The sequence below is a fragment of the Paludibacter propionicigenes WB4 genome (genome assembly GCF_000183135.1).
Lineage (GTDB): Bacteria > Bacteroidota > Bacteroidia > Bacteroidales > Paludibacteraceae > Paludibacter > Paludibacter propionicigenes.
The window spans coordinates 1-14770 of sequence record NC_014734.1 but is presented as its reverse complement, the minus strand read 5'-3'; the positions used below and the strand labels follow the sequence as shown (position 1 = coordinate 14770).

The window sequence follows — 14770 nt, the reverse complement described above, 5'->3', positions numbered from 1 at the left end:
CCTGAATTGTTATTGTTTTCAGGGAGTGGCCCAGAGTCACCTCGTGACTTGCTATTATATTCAGAGGGTGACTCGAAGTCACCCCCTGAATAATGATATGAAATAGTTATAATAGTGCAGTTTATCGCGGAATAAAGGCCATGGGTTCACTGGGCGTTCCCCAGCCGTGAGTATTTCCACCCGAAACACGGATATATATTTTCTGCGCGGCTGTCAGGCCTCTTATTTCAAGTTTCTTCAAACTCCCGAAATCAATTTCAGTTTCCCAACTTTCGGGATCATCGGGTGTGGTGGTTGTTTCCACTTTGTAGCGGTCGGCATCGGGTAACGCATCCATGTAAATTTTCACGCTGCATGGTACGCTTCCATCTTCCAATCGTTTAATCACTGCTTTATCCGGTATATCATGTTGCACCGGCTCATTATTGCAATCGAAACCCGAAAGTAAAATAATGCTTACATCACCATCGGCTACCTTGTTCACGTAAATAGTAAGCGATTTCAGCATACTGTAAACCACTTCGGCCTGATCAATAACTGCCTGAGCCTTTATTTTACTTCCATCTTTCGCTTTTATGGATGTGTCCAATTTGGAAATTTCCGTTTTAAAAAGCTCCAACTGAGGGTCGGGTCTAGGAAAAGTCGTTTGAGCGGCCTCCAAACTGGTACTTACTCTACCGGCCAAGTTGTAGATTTTCTGAGGGTCTTTGCTCTTTAAGTGCAAAACAGCGGTGTTTGTTTTCATACGTTCATTTTTATTTTTTAGTTAGTAGTCGTATGGAACTCGCTATGAACAGTGTCTTTGGTTTAAACAGATGTTTTAAGGCTCGTTTCATTCGTTCAGTTTTCAGGGTTTTACGCTGCCAAAATTACGGGGTCGGGATTTCCGATCCAAATTTTTTCGGTTCGATTGCGTCCCGGATTATAAAACTGAACTCAATAGGACTCCAAACTATTTTTTGTGCAGGTATTTAACGGTTAGGACCCGTCTAATTTTCAGTTGGAAGGGTCTAAAAATATTTTAGACGGCAACAAAAGATTTTTGGACGGCAACAAAAAGTGTCAGACCCCGTCTAATTTTCGTTTGGAAGGGATGAAAAATATTTTAGACGGCATCAAAAGTTTTTTGGACGGCAACAAAAAGTGCCAGACCCCGACTAATTTTCGTTTGGAAGGGATGAAAAATATGTTGGACGGCAACAAAGGATTTTTGGACGACAACAAAAAGTGCCAGACCCCGACTAATCTTCAGTTGGAAGGCTACAAAAAATGGTTAGACTCGTCTAATTCTCGGTTGGAAGGGACAAAATACGTTGAGGTTTAGTGGGAGTGCGAGTTTAAGTCGTGCCCCCACTAAGTAATTGGAAGAATATATTGTCGTATTAAAAAAAGAATGGAACGCTGATTTTACAGATTGAGCGGATAAAAACGGATGATAATTAAACGGATATAAAACTGATTTTAGTCATGCAAGCATGACAGATAAGAATATAAACCTTTGAAAATCATTTCGACAAGTCGAAATTAAAATCCGTATAAGATCCGCTATATCAGCGTTTATCCGCGTTCTAATCTTTTTCCATTTTTAGGTTTACTTATACGACATTATTTAATTTCTGCTACTTAGGTTAGAAGAATCTTATTTCCAGCTCTACTCATACCTCTACTCCGCGAGTGACCCGAAGTCACACTTCTGCGCCTCATTTGTAACATGGGGTTTATGGCTTGTTGTTTCTAACAATAAAAAACGGAGAAATGAAATTTCATTTCTCCGTATAAAATACATCAAACCAATTAGCTCTCGTTGCGAATGAGAAACGGATGGGATCAGACAAAAAAAAGAGAAGGTGTTACAAATCTTGTAACACCTTCAATTATATATGAGTACAAAGTATTTTGGTTTGAATTATAATGCTGTAACAAATGTTTCAGTATCGCTATCAACATTAGACTTATTATTGTTGACAGTAACATTGATAAGCGTTAAGTACTTTTTGTACTGTGCGTCGCTTAATACAGCTTTTACATTTCCCAAATTGAAATACATTGCTTTTTCTGCTGCTTTTTCGTCATTCTTTTTCAAAGCAGATTCCATTTTTTCTTCTGTCATTGAAAATACCACCTCTAATTTTTCAGATTGACTGCTATCTACATCCAGATAACGAACTAACCCGTAAAATGTGTTCTCATTACTTAATGAGCTAAATACTCCGTACTTTGTTGTATCAAGAGCAAATGCGCTAGTTGCACTAACAACTACACCTAAAATAACCGTTAAAATCTTTTTCATAACCAAACTTTTTAAATTTATTACACAATACCTATTAATAAAAAAACAAAGAATTCCCTTGTGATTTTTTACCGGGTATTCTTTGTATTAGATTTGTCTTATCAATTTATCCTTGATTGACGATGCAAAAATATATGTTTTACAACATATAAATTGCATCTTTCGGGTTAAATCTTTCAATCAACATGAAAGTTTAACAATGAAGGTTCTTTCTATAGCTCTTCAAGATATTGATATAATGTCGTTTAAGTGCAATTTTTACACTTAAACAAATTCAGCAAGAAAACGCTCTCAAAACAATGTTTTACAACATATTTTGGAATGGAAGCTCATTTTTGGATAGAATTTAACCCTAACGGAGAGTTTTCAGGAAGCAAATTCGCGTCCGGACGTTTATCCGTATTAGTAGCACGACTTTAAGTCGTACTACCAATGCCTGTACTTTGCTTACTCAGGGGGTGACTTCAAGTCACCCCCTGAGTGAAAGTCACCCATGAGTTAGCCTTGCAGACACGAATAAACCAACCCAAACTCAGCAGCTCGCGCTCTGTTGATTAATTTTCCGTTTCTGATACCGCAATAATCGGCGTAGGAAGAAAATTCCCACTCCTCGGGCAGTTTCACCAGGTTGGCAGTCACCGGATTTTGATGTATATAATTAAAGCAAACCTGCGGATATTCCTTCTCCGGAATACGAACATTAATATGCGAACCAAAAAACGCCGGAGTTATGCCGTTGATTTTAGTTAGACATTCGGCTTTGGTATGTGGTTTGAATAAAGAACCACTTCTTTTTTCTTGAATATTAATGGCGCGGGTGTATGACGTTAATAATATCGCGATGGATTTATTGAGATTCTGCATTTTAGCAGTTCTAGTTCTATTCGTATTGGTAGCACGACTTAAAGTCGTACTACCAATTTCAGTACCTACTTCAATTTCCGCATCCTTCACATAAATCATTAAATGAAAATGATTGGGCATTAAGCACCAAGCCACGATATCGGCATGTGGAAGGATGTGCGTCTTGATTTTCTTCAGGAAGAACAGATAATTTTCGCGGGAGAAAAATATCTTTTGCCGATTGTTTCCCTGATTGTAGACATGATATAAATTTCCGGGTTCAAAATTCATACGCTTTTAGTTAGTTGGTTCGCTGGTGGAAGTTTGAGTGGGTATATTAGTTTGTATTAGTTATTAGTGGGAGTATTAGTGGGGGTGCGACTTTGAGTCGCCCCCACTGGTTATAGTTGCGCCGTTTATCCATATTGGTAGCACGACTTAAAGTCGTACTACCAGTGTCTGTACTTTGCTTACTCACGGGGTGACTTCAAGTCACCCCGTGAGTAAAAGCCAAACGGATATATAGAATTTCATTCCTTCGTTTAAAAACCTAAGACCAATTACTCATCATTGCAAAAGATGGAGAGCGAGATTCAACACTTATCTGATGACTTTTAGTCATCTGATAAGTAAGAGCAAACCTCCGCAACGGCACGGTTTATAAAGTATCTCCTTCAATACTACTCAGGGGGTGACTTCGAGTCACCCTCTGAGTAAAAGCCAAACGGAGAAATAAAATTTCATTCCTCCGTTTAAAAACCTAAGACTAATTACCCCTCGTTTCAAACAAGTGGGAGCTGATGTCTAATAGGAATGAATTCTTTCTTGTTTTTTATCATAATTATTCCATTCAATTTTATATCTAATACAGATATTATGTTTTCTAACATCAGCTCTAAATTTTCTAATCAATGAATCTGACCATTCAGGGTGGATGAAATAATCATTATCATTTTGATATTTAACCTTAGGATTATAATTGTCAAAAGTTTGATCTAATGGTCTAAATCTACAATCGGCTATCTGAACCCCCCATTCAAAACATTTTCTTCTTTTATTCTCCAATTCGTCGTATTTGAAATCCCAGTTGTAAACCATAAAAATAAAAATATTCCTTCGATTATAACCTGCGTTTTCCATAATTGATATCCAATTCTCGACTTCAGAATATTGATCATAAGAGAAGTCCCAGGCCAGCCTAATATTTGTAAATCTTGCTTTTCTTAGCAATCTTGCTAAATCTGGATTTCTTGAAAGAATACGACCATCAAAACCACTTTGACATTCACATTTTAGAACTCGACCATTATATGTAGTTTCAGCTAACATTGACAGTATATCTCTTATGTTAGGGTTGACAAGCATATTATTATCATAAAAGATTAATTTATTATTGCAAATCTCTTTATTTAGTTCATCTGCATTTTTAAAATTTAATCCTTCAATTTTCCATATTCCACAAAATGGACATTTCCTTGAACAACCTCTCATTCCATGTAATATCTGATAATCAACATCAACCAAATCGTATGCAGGCATTAATTTATCAGCTTCTTCGTGCTGACCTATAAAAACCTCATCACAGCCTGTATATTCTTTACAATGCTGAGGCATTAATGTAGCATATATTCCCCCAACTATTACTTCTGATTTTGGATATCGGCTTTTATAAAAGGAGACAGATTCCTTTACGTAAAAAGACCAATAAGTAAAAAGAGAAGTGATTAGTATTTGATCTGGATAAAAAGATGCTGCTTTATTTCCTCTAATAAGTTGAACTTCATTTTCAGTATATCTACAGTAAGATGCCAATTTCAGTAATCCAATAGGCAAAAAATTCGAATGGTTTTTACTCTTATTGACTACTGGAAATTCTGGTTCTACTAATAGAATTTTTTTATTTCTGCCAAAAATCATTGTATACTTCTGATTTACAAAATGATGACACTGGGTTTGTTTCTGATTTAATTTCAGGAATTGCTTGATTTACTGAGTTAGTCATTTCAGAAGTTTCTAAATTTGGACTAATAAAACCTTCATTTAAAAAATCAAGAATATTCTGTTTTATTATAGCATTACGACCGAAAGTTTCCTCATAGGTTCCTATAATTGTGAATTGAACTAGATTAAATGGATTGTTATTATATCTAACAACAGGTAAGAAATGAGGAGTATAGTTATTTACACTTAAAGTATCCGATAAAGTTTTAAACACATAGGCTTTAAGCATTCTAATGTCTTTTTCAAGACCATTTAATTTAGAAACCGTCTCGATAAATTCACCCAATCTAACATCTTTTTTTATAATTTCTTCAAAATCCTTAGCTTCTACATTCCAAAAATTAGCATTTAGCGTTAGAAATAATACAAATTTATGTGGATGGGAATTATTCTTATTTTGTAAAGCCAATATCATTTTAATAATATTCAATTTATAAATTGTCTCAAACTCGCCTTTTTTTGTATTAAATATCTTTTGAGGCGAAGTCACTTCATTACAGAAATCCAAGTTATATAGTGTAATAAATTTATCCAATTTAAATTCAAGAAGATCATTATCTTTCCCATTGATTATAACTTCCTCAATATAGCCGTCATATAAATTGAAATCTAGAATTTTCCCTTTTCTTTGTAGATCAACCAAATTAAATTCCAACCTTTTAACAGCTTCAGCACTTTGATTAGGATCAGATGGTTTTGGATATTCTCTACACTGAAATGCTATTACAAATTCAATATATTCAATCCATTCATGAATATCACCTGCATCAGGTGATGGTAATCCAAAGTAGACAAGCTTCCTTTTAAAGGTGGTCGTTAGGTAATTTAACAAAGGGGCATTATACTTTGAACGAATAATTTCCTTATTTAAGGTTGGGCTAAAATGACTTAATTGAGGCATATACTTTTAATTTAGTTTTTCAAATTCATCTTTCAACTCATTTAAAATTTCAAAGTATTGCTTTTCATTCTCGGCTAATGATTGGACAACACGCTCATCTATTATACTGACAATTGATTTAACATCTTCAGACAATAATATATCTAAAGATTCAAGAAGAGATAAAAGGTTGTTGAATTCAATTTTCTTCACTTGGAATGTTCCAATAGAAGCTAATTTTACTGAAACATTTTGAGGTGCTTGTTTCTGCTTAATAGTGATCTTTTTAGATTGTTCTGTCAAACTCTTGATAGTTCCTTCAATCGCACATTCAATTTCCTTAGCAGCAGATTTAATTTTTTCAGCATCCTTAATTCTTTCTGGTCTAATCGAACCTCTTTCAAGTCTATCTGAGATTAATTTATATACAGCTCTTATTTCTACAACTGAATCAATTAATCTATTAGCATCTTTTGAATAAAGAGTGAACTTATCATTGATAGAATTTAATTTAATTGTAGCGTCATCAATTTGTTCATCACCCAAGGTATATTCCTGAACCTCATGTGCTTTTAAATTAAATTTTTCAAAACCTTTACTTATCTGATCATATAAAATAGTGCGCAAATTTGAATATGCAAAATCATTTCTTGCCGCATTAGGTAAAATCTTAGGATCAACAATAATAACCTCGCCTATATATCTATCGTAATAAACAGGTCTTAAAAATTGAGATAATTTTTGTCGATCTCCTATTGCAAATCCTTGTTTTTTTACAAGAAATCCTCTTAAATCTTTATTAGAAATTTTATTTCTTGTTGAATTTAAACATCCCCAAATAACTCCAAAAAAATGATCTTTTGTCTTTAGTTCCACAAAAACTGGTTCGTAAGATGAATTATTATTAAATTCAATATCTGTGTACGGACGAAACAACCATTCACTTTCATTATTTACTTGTAAAAATAGTTTTACTAATTCAAACTTCGCATTATGATTTAAGCATATCTGGGTAATTTTTTCTTCAATAACATTTGCGTGCTTAAAGTTTATTTTATTAAACTCTAATGGTATAACCTCACGTAAATAATTTGATAAAATTTTAAAATCAGAAAACTCGTTTATGAATTCAGTGTTAAGTCCTTTCAATTCTATTCTCGTTCCGATATTTGGATACTCATCATCAGTCGTTTCACCTACAACTACAAATTTTTCCAATAAAGACTGCAAATCCAATAGCTCATCACTATTGATCTCATGATTCGCCCGTTTCAGTTTCTGGTCATCTAATAAATTTCTCATCCCTATAAAGTCCATGACTAAATAGCAAACTGAATTATTTTCTTTTTTGCTATAAATCGTAAGTTCTTCACAAAGATGAAATGAACTATAAATTCCAATTCCCATAAAACCAACATCTTTTCCAGGGTTTTTATCTGAAACACCAACTCTAGCAGCTTTTCTCAAGGTGGTTTGATCCATCCCAATACCATCATCATCAATCGAAATAGTGTTTTTTCTTATTCTAATTTGAATGCTTTTTGCACCTGCATCAACTCCATTTTGAACATACTCTCTTAATGCATCTTTTGGATCTGGATACATTCCCCTTGTTAATATCGAAAGCACTTCTGCTCCAATATCGTATCTCGTTGCTTTTATATTTCCCATATGTTTACAAAATAAAAAACAAAAATACAAATTCTTATGAATAAACAGTTTGATTTTCAAATAAATTATATAATTCTTAAAGTTCTATCATTATAGCGTAAGATAACAATCCGTGTCATTTCTGTCTAAAATCACAAACATTTTCTTCAACCTTGTTCTCTTCCTTTTTCAACCCCTCCAGGTATTCAGTTGGGGTTTTTCCGGTAAACTTTTTAAAGGCTTCGTAGAAGGTTGTTTTGCTTTGAAAGCCACAGTCGTACCGTAGCGATTCAAGTTTCAGTTTTTTGTTGTGTCCGCTACTGAGTATGCGGCAGGCTTCTTCCACGCGGTATTTGTTTCGGAAGTCGTTGAAATTATACGCTGTCTGCGAATTGATAACATACGAGAGTTGATGCAACGGAATGTTCAGGCGATCGGACACGTACTCCAGTGTGCATTCGGTGTTGAGGTAGAGTTTATCGGTTTCCATGGCGTAGTGCAGGCGTTGAAGAATCTTTTGTGTTTGTTGTTCGCTCAGGTTGGGGTGCGATTCGCGATACTCCCTCCTACTGCGGCGACGATCGATGGTGATGGGGTTCAGCTGTCTGTCCACAAAATATCCAAACGCGGGGATGGAAACCAGACTTACCAATAGGTTGTAATACTGAAGTTGGATGAATGAGAGTAATCCGGGTTGGAAGTCGGGAATCTGAGTGCAGGCATATACATACGTAATCAGGGCTGTTGTAGGAATGTAAATGCTCAGGGCACAAAGCTCCTTTCGTACAGTCCAGGTGTGCGACTTGTAATACTCTGGCCAGAAGTACGAAAGAATAATGTAAAGCAATGCATAGGGGAAGAAAAACAGAAACAGGTAGCAGTCCAACAACAGTGATTTATGTAATTCGTCACTGTTGATAAATCCCAGTGGTTTTGTCAGGTTGGCCAATATAATACAAAATGCTATGAGCCAGATAAAATAACACCGTCCTTTTCGGTTTTTCAGGAACAAAGGAAACGGACGGTTAAGGGAGTGATGGATTAATGTTTGCATAGCGGGTTAGCTCTATGTCTTCGTAAACTTTAAGACTGGTTTTTATATTCGGTTAATAGATTCACAACACAAAATTAAGAAAATATTTTGAATATCGAAATAAATTATAATAAAAAACGAAGCGAATCATTCATTTTGAGGTGAATGATTCGCTTCGTGGTTTAAATGTATCGAAACAAAAAACCCTACAGAACATAAGTTCTATAGGGTTTTCTCTTTTGGCGGAAGCTACGAGATTCGAACTCGTGGTACGGTTGCCCGTACGTCAGTTTAGCAAACTGGTGGTTTCAGCCACTCACCCAAACTTCCAAAACTTCGCTTTAGCGGGTGCAAATATAGGAAGGAATTTTCGATTATCAAAACCAATTATGCTATTAGTTATTTATAATTCCACCCCTACAATTATTTTTTATTGACATTCTGTATTTTAGACACAAAAAAAACTAAATAAAAAAAAGGCGCATTATTTCTTTTTAAATTATTTCAAAACAAATCAGTATTTTTGTAGGACAAAAATAAATCTACAGATTTCTGAAAACCATGACTACAAAGAAAAAACAAAAAAAAGGGTAAGACATTGAGCAAACCTGTCAAATGGCTTATCTATGCTGCTTTAGCAGTTTTTCTTTATTTCGTTTATATCTTGTTTGCACCTAACATCCTGCTTCGAAGCAACGAAAAAGCATTTCTATGCATTCCGGACAGTAGTAGTTTTAATGATGTAACAAAGATTTTGGACAAAGATGCACGCGTGCTTAATATGTCGTCATTCCGTCAGGTGGCTAAGCTACTTAGTTACGGGAATAAGATTCACTCAGGCAGGTATGCACTCAAGTCTGGAATGAACAATTTCCAACTTATCAGAATTCTGAGAAGTGGCAGACAAACCCCTGTCAAGCTAACTTTTAATAACATCCGAACGAAAGAGCAACTGGCAGCACGACTAGGAAGCGAGTTAATGGCCGACTCCACCTCCATTCTTAAACTTTTGAATGACACATCGTTCCTTTCTTCTTACAATTTAGGGCCAAATACGGCTATTTCTATTTTCATTCCCAATACCTACGAAGTTTTCTGGAACCTGGATGCAAAGGAACTGTTCGAAAGAATGAATAAAGAATATAAAAAGTTTTGGACCGATGAACGAAAAGCAAAAGCAGCTGCCATTCCTCTCACTCCTACAGAAGTTACAACCCTGGCATCTATCGTAGAAGAAGAAACAAATAACAAGCATGATCGACCAATGGTGGCTGGACTTTACATCAACAGACTGAAAGCCGGAATGCCACTGCAAGCAGATCCTACAGTAAAATTTGCTTTGAATAATTTCGGATTGAAACGCATTTTGTTTGTACACTTGCGCGCGGAGTCACCTTATAATACGTATAAGCATGCCGGTTTACCTCCGGGACCAATCCGGGTTGCCACCGAAAACGGAATAGATGCCGTATTGAATTACGTCCATCATAATTACATGTATATGTGTGCCTCCGAGACATTGAACGGCGAGCACAAATTTGCGGTTACATGGGCAGAGCATATGGTCAATGCAAAAAAATACCGTCAGGAATTAGACGCCCGGAAAATCAAATAAAAAAGAGGGCGTTCCAAAAGAAAAAAGAACGCAAATTACGCAAATAAACACAAATTATAAATGGCTAATATAGCCTGTCTACAAAAGGGATAACATTTGTGGTAATTTGCGTAATTTGCGTTCAAAAGAAAAATAGCCGGATTAAATATAATTTACCTCAGGAGTCAGTTCTATTCCATATTTCTCTTTCACCGACTGTTGAATCTCCTGAGCCAGATACACAATTTCCGCACCGGTTGCTCCACCCGTATTGACCAGAACCAAAGCCTGCTTATCATGCACTCCTGCCCTACCAATCTTTTTCCCTTTCCACCCGCATTGGTCAATAAGCCAACCGGCAGGAACTTTTTCTTCTGTTTCTGAAACTGTATAATGAGGAATATTGGGGTATTTCTCTTGCAAAGCGATGAAGTACTCTTTTGATATTACAGGATTCATAAAGAAACTTCCGGCATTACCCAACACTTTTGTATCAGGCAATTTGCTTTCTCTTACTGCTATAATTGTTTGACGGATTGTTTGAAGGTTCACGTCGCCATTCTTTAAAACTTCTTCTTCCAAATGCTGATAATTCAGTTTAAAATGGGGCTTTTTATCTAAACGCAACAAAACAGAAGTAATAATATATTTACCTTTCAGGTCGCCCTTAAAAACACTGCTACGATAACCGTAACGACATTCTTCGGCCGTGAAAGCACGTACAGTTGCAGTTTCCTTGGCTACTGCATAGACTTCGGATATCACATCCTGTATTTCCACTCCATAGGCTCCGATATTCTGTACAGCAGCTGCTCCTACCTCACCCGGAATCAAAGACAAGTTCTCAACTCCTCCCCAACCGTGACTTACACAATACGCAACCAGATCATCCCATATCACCCCCGACCCTACTTCAACATATACATGGTTGTCATCTTCCCTGATTTTCTCAATGCTTTTTATCGCCGAATGCAATATCACCCCGCTGTAATCTTTCAAAAACAATAAATTACTACCACCACCAATGTGCAAAAAAGGTTGATTAGTCACAATTTCAGACGTCAACACTTTCTGCAGTTCTTCTATTGAACTGTATTCTACGAAATAATCTGCCTTCACGTCAATTCCAAAAGTATTGTACGGGAGCAAGGATATATTCTGGGTAATTTTCATTTATCCGATTTTTGTTGTAATTAATTCTATATTGGCCTCAAGCTCTTCGGGATGATACCACAAAATTTCTTTATCACGATTAAACCAGGTAAGTTGGCGCTTTGCATACCGCCGCGAATCCTGCTTAATCATATTGACGGCAAAATCCAGTGTCCAGTTTCCATCCATATATTCGTATAGCTCTTTGTAGCCAACAGTATTTAGGGTATTCAGTTCTTTAAACTTATAGAATTGCTCTGCTTCCTGAAGCAAGCCTTCACGCATCATTATATCAACCCGGGCATTTATTCGCTCGTACAAATCCGGTCTTGGACGGTTCAGTCCAACTTTCAGCACATTAAAACTTCGGGGTTTTCTGACGCCTGTCCGTAAGTCAGAATAAGGCTTGCCGGTGATAGTACAAATCTCCAAAGCATGAAGAATTCGTTTGGGGTTTTGCAAATCAACCTGATCATAATGTAGCGGATCAAGTTTCTTTAATTCAGACTGTATAAATTCTAAGCCAAATTCTGAGAACTGCTTTTGCCAATAAGCTCTTGTTTCAGCATCGACGGTTGGAATTTCGTCCATCCCATTACAAATCGCATCAATGTACATCATCGAACCACCAACAAGCAAAACAACTTTGTGTTGCTGAAACAGTTCATCCAACAGTTTTATGGCATCCTGCTCATATTGTCCGGCATTGTACTCATCATGTATGGAATGCGAACCAACAAAATAATGCTTAACTCTGTTCAACTCATCTTCTGTTGGCGCAGCCGTACCAATCTTCAACTCCCGGTAAAACTGCCTGGAGTCCGAAGAAACTATAGGACAACCAAAATGTTCAGCCAGACTAAGACTCAACTTGGTTTTACCCACTCCGGTAGGCCCTAAAAGAACAAGCAATGTTGGTTTTTCAGGGTTCAATTCCGGGCTAAGAATTTCAGAGTCGTTTTTATTCATTTATGCTGTAAAATTATACAAAACATCTTATCAACAAAAAAAGACAGAAAATAATACCTGCTTATTTTCTGTCTTTTTAAAAATTTCTTTTATTATCAGAATTTTGGATCTTCAGAAAACAAACTGCTGTCGTCAAAATTCATTTCGCCATAACCTTCTTCGTCCAATTCGTCCAGTTCAAAGTCTTCATCTCCATAAAAGTTCTCGTCAAGACTTGCCTTCGGAGCTACAGTTATTCCTTCTTCTACCATTATTTGTACAGGAGCATCACCTTCCGAACTTACGCATTCTGCTTTATCAAGATTCTTTCTTGGAATAATATCGGTCATTTCCATAAAGAATACCCGATCAGACATCATATCAAAGACATAAAGAAGTTTTTGATTTTCGTCTACGATTAACTCTTCCAGTTTTGTGTCTTCCATCACCAGATTATCGTATTCCGAACTCGATTCCATTTCAACCAAAGTCACTTCCTGTCCTTTTTCCCAATTATCAGAACACAAGAAGAATGACGTCATCTGATTTTTCTCATAATTCACAGAATCGAGAATTGCATTATGCAAATCGAAGAATGTCGCTTCCGAATCGATAGTGATTATGCGCACAAAATTATCTACCTCATCAGATAGAATTGTGAATTTATATACCATGTTTGTTTGTTTTAATTTCGGTTGTAAAAATACAATATTATTTCCTATTTTCATAGAAACCACAGAAAGTAATTTCGCAAAAAAAGCTGCTATTTATCATAGCAGCTTCCAAATTTCAGTACAAACAAAAGCAAATAATCTACTTGTAATAAGCCTTTTACTGTTTTAGTTTCTCTTCTATTTCACGAACACTCGAACGGAAATTTTTATCACTATCCATCAAATCATTAACGATTTTGCAGGCATGTAATACGGTGGCATGATCGCGTTGTCCAATGGTATTTCCGATAGAAGACAAGGAACTTTTAGTCAACTGTTTTGATAAATACATGGCAATCTGACGAGCCTGAACAACTTCGCGTTTACGGCTCTTAGTCGAAATAGCATCGATAGACAAAGAGAAATATTCACACACCACGTCGCGTATTTTCTCAACAGTATTTACTTTTCTGGTGATATTTACAATACGACTAATTACTTTTTCAGCCAAAGCTACATCAATTGGCATATTGGCCAGCGTTGAGTGAGCCAGAAGAGACACCAACACGCCTTCTAAGTCACGAACATTGTCAACTACATGCTCTGCTATAAAATCAACCACTTCGTCCGAAATTTCCAGACCATCGCGGTAAATCTTGCTTTGCAAAATAGATCTGCGTAGTTCAAAATCCGGTTTTTCAATTTCAGCAGACAATCCCCACTTGAAACGGGTCAGCAAGCGCTGTTCCAAACCAACCATAACAATCGGAGAGCGATCTGATGTCAACACCAATTGTTTGCCTGTTTGATGTAAGTGATTAAATATGTGGAAGAAAGTATTTTGAGTTCCTGTTTTTCCAGCAAATTCCTGAATATCATCAACAATCAACACATCGATAGTTTGATAGAAATTGAGAAAGTCATTCACAGTATTGCTCCTTACAGCATCTGTATATTGAATCTGGAAAGTATTGGCTGAAACATACAAAACACGTTTCTCCGGATGTAATTGTTTGGTCATTACCCCGATAGCATTGGCTAAATGGGTTTTTCCAACACCGGATTGTCCATAAACGAACAAAGGGTTAAAGATATTCTTTCCAGGTTCATTACCTATACTTATACCGGCGGTACGAGCCAGCTTATTGCTATTTCCTTCAATGAGGTTATTGAAATTATAAGCCGGATTAAGCTGTGGATCTATTTCAGGTAACTGAGGTTTGTGATATGGATTTACATAAGAAGAGTTGCTTCCTGTGCTTTTCTGTTTAGTTTGTTCAGCAGCACTTGGAATCTGAGTTCCTCTTCCACTTGATTTATCAATTAAGACACGGTACTCTAAACGTGTTCCTACTCCCACTTCACGATAAAGCGTCATGCGCAAAAGATCAATATATTTCTCCTCGATGTATTCAACGAAGAATTGACTTGGCACCTGCAATACAAATATGCTATTTTCGTACTTTAAAGCAACGATGGGAGCAAACCATGTATTGTAAGACGCTTCGCTGATATTGTCTTTAATAACGCTTAGACAGCGATTCCATAACTGATCGTGATTATTCAACATTTTGGTTTTAGTTCAAAAAAAAAAATTATTTACTTCAAAAAATACAACAAACAAATAGATACGAACAAAATAGCTTTATTTTATTTCGCGATTTTCAGTTCTACAAAAATCTAAAACTTTTTCGAGAAAAAAAAATCATTTTTCTTTCGTTTTTTT

Annotated in this window: 13 protein-coding genes and 1 tRNA gene; 2 read left to right on the top strand and 12 right to left on the bottom strand. The window is 36.1% G+C overall.

Annotated features, from left to right (window positions below):
• Positions 1–121: 121 nt before the first annotated feature.
• Positions 122–745: a hypothetical protein gene (locus PALPR_RS00080; protein WP_013443543.1), complete on the bottom strand. Its 624-nt coding sequence runs from the start codon at positions 743–745 to the stop codon at positions 122–124.
• 255 nt (positions 746–1000) lie between these two features.
• Between PALPR_RS00080 and PALPR_RS15860 the strand changes: the two genes are divergently transcribed.
• Positions 1001–1324, top strand: coding sequence for a hypothetical protein (locus tag PALPR_RS15860; RefSeq protein WP_171805011.1), 324 nt, complete (start codon positions 1001–1003; stop codon positions 1322–1324).
• Between the two features lie 582 nt (positions 1325–1906).
• Here the strand turns inward: PALPR_RS15860 and PALPR_RS00070 are convergent.
• The 7 genes from PALPR_RS00070 to PALPR_RS00040 all read right to left on the bottom strand — a co-directional run bounded on the left by PALPR_RS00070 (position 1907) and on the right by PALPR_RS00040 (position 9027).
• Positions 1907–2290, bottom strand: a complete 384-nt coding sequence (locus PALPR_RS00070; RefSeq protein ID WP_013443542.1) for a hypothetical protein — start codon at positions 2288–2290, stop codon at positions 1907–1909.
• Between the two features lie 498 nt (positions 2291–2788).
• Positions 2789–3424, bottom strand: a complete 636-nt coding sequence (locus PALPR_RS00065) for a hypothetical protein (RefSeq protein ID WP_013443541.1) — start codon at positions 3422–3424, stop codon at positions 2789–2791.
• Between the two features lie 513 nt (positions 3425–3937).
• Positions 3938–5050: a radical SAM protein gene (locus PALPR_RS00060; RefSeq protein WP_013443540.1), complete on the bottom strand. Its 1113-nt coding sequence runs from the start codon at positions 5048–5050 to the stop codon at positions 3938–3940.
• Positions 5031–6035: a hypothetical protein gene (locus tag PALPR_RS00055; protein ID WP_013443539.1), complete on the bottom strand. Its 1005-nt coding sequence runs from the start codon at positions 6033–6035 to the stop codon at positions 5031–5033. The genes PALPR_RS00060 and PALPR_RS00055 overlap by 20 nt, the downstream gene beginning before the upstream one ends.
• 6 nt (positions 6036–6041) lie before the next feature.
• The gene (locus PALPR_RS00050; RefSeq protein ID WP_013443538.1) at positions 6042–7685 is read right to left on the bottom strand and encodes an ATP-binding protein; all 1644 of its coding nucleotides are present in this window, start codon (positions 7683–7685) and stop codon (positions 6042–6044) included.
• Between the two features lie 115 nt (positions 7686–7800).
• A complete protein-coding gene (locus PALPR_RS15210; RefSeq protein WP_013443537.1) occupies positions 7801–8718 on the bottom strand; it encodes a helix-turn-helix domain-containing protein in 918 nt (305 codons plus the stop codon).
• A gap of 219 nt (positions 8719–8937) precedes the next feature.
• A tRNA-Ser gene (locus PALPR_RS00040) sits at positions 8938–9027 on the bottom strand.
• A gap of 268 nt (positions 9028–9295) precedes the next feature.
• On the opposite strand from PALPR_RS00040, the gene mltG reads away from it, so the two are divergent.
• Entirely contained in the window at positions 9296–10312 is a 1017-nt protein-coding gene (mltG, locus tag PALPR_RS00035; RefSeq protein ID WP_013443536.1) for an endolytic transglycosylase MltG, read from the top strand.
• Positions 10313–10453: 141 nt separating this feature from the next.
• On the opposite strand, the gene murB is transcribed toward mltG, so the two are convergent.
• The 4 genes from murB to dnaA all read right to left on the bottom strand — a co-directional run bounded on the left by murB (position 10454) and on the right by dnaA (position 14614).
• Positions 10454–11464 carry a UDP-N-acetylmuramate dehydrogenase gene (gene murB, locus PALPR_RS00030; protein WP_013443535.1) on the bottom strand — a complete coding sequence of 337 codons (1011 nt, stop codon included), beginning with the start codon at positions 11462–11464 and terminating at the stop codon, positions 10454–10456.
• Positions 11465–12412 (bottom strand): tRNA (adenosine(37)-N6)-dimethylallyltransferase MiaA, encoded by a 948-nt coding sequence (miaA, locus tag PALPR_RS00025; protein WP_013443534.1) that lies wholly within the window; start codon positions 12410–12412, stop codon positions 11465–11467.
• Between the two features lie 95 nt (positions 12413–12507).
• Positions 12508–13065 (bottom strand): IS1096 element passenger TnpR family protein, encoded by a 558-nt coding sequence (locus tag PALPR_RS00020; RefSeq protein WP_013443533.1) that lies wholly within the window; start codon positions 13063–13065, stop codon positions 12508–12510.
• A 157-nt stretch (positions 13066–13222) separates the two neighbouring features.
• On the bottom strand, positions 13223–14614 hold the full coding sequence (gene dnaA, locus PALPR_RS00015; RefSeq protein ID WP_013443532.1) for a chromosomal replication initiator protein DnaA: 1392 nt from the start codon (positions 14612–14614) through the stop codon (positions 13223–13225).
• Positions 14615–14770 lie beyond the last annotated feature (156 nt).

Coding starts and splice junctions, on each gene's coding strand:
- PALPR_RS00080 (WP_013443543.1), bottom strand. CDS start 745: ATGAAAACAAACACCGCTGTTTTGCACTTAAAGAGCAAAGACCCTCAG.
- PALPR_RS00070 (WP_013443542.1), bottom strand. CDS start 2,290: ATGAAAAAGATTTTAACGGTTATTTTAGGTGTAGTTGTTAGTGCAACT.
- PALPR_RS00065 (WP_013443541.1), bottom strand. CDS start 3,424: ATGAATTTTGAACCCGGAAATTTATATCATGTCTACAATCAGGGAAAC.
- PALPR_RS00060 (WP_013443540.1), bottom strand. CDS start 5,050: ATGATTTTTGGCAGAAATAAAAAAATTCTATTAGTAGAACCAGAATTT.
- PALPR_RS00055 (WP_013443539.1), bottom strand. CDS start 6,035: ATGCCTCAATTAAGTCATTTTAGCCCAACCTTAAATAAGGAAATTATT.
- PALPR_RS00050 (WP_013443538.1), bottom strand. CDS start 7,685: ATGGGAAATATAAAAGCAACGAGATACGATATTGGAGCAGAAGTGCTT.
- PALPR_RS15210 (WP_013443537.1), bottom strand. CDS start 8,718: ATGCAAACATTAATCCATCACTCCCTTAACCGTCCGTTTCCTTTGTTC.
- murB (WP_013443535.1), bottom strand. CDS start 11,464: ATGAAAATTACCCAGAATATATCCTTGCTCCCGTACAATACTTTTGGA.
- miaA (WP_013443534.1), bottom strand. CDS start 12,412: ATGAATAAAAACGACTCTGAAATTCTTAGCCCGGAATTGAACCCTGAA.
- PALPR_RS00020 (WP_013443533.1), bottom strand. CDS start 13,065: ATGGTATATAAATTCACAATTCTATCTGATGAGGTAGATAATTTTGTG.
- dnaA (WP_013443532.1), bottom strand. CDS start 14,614: ATGTTGAATAATCACGATCAGTTATGGAATCGCTGTCTAAGCGTTATT.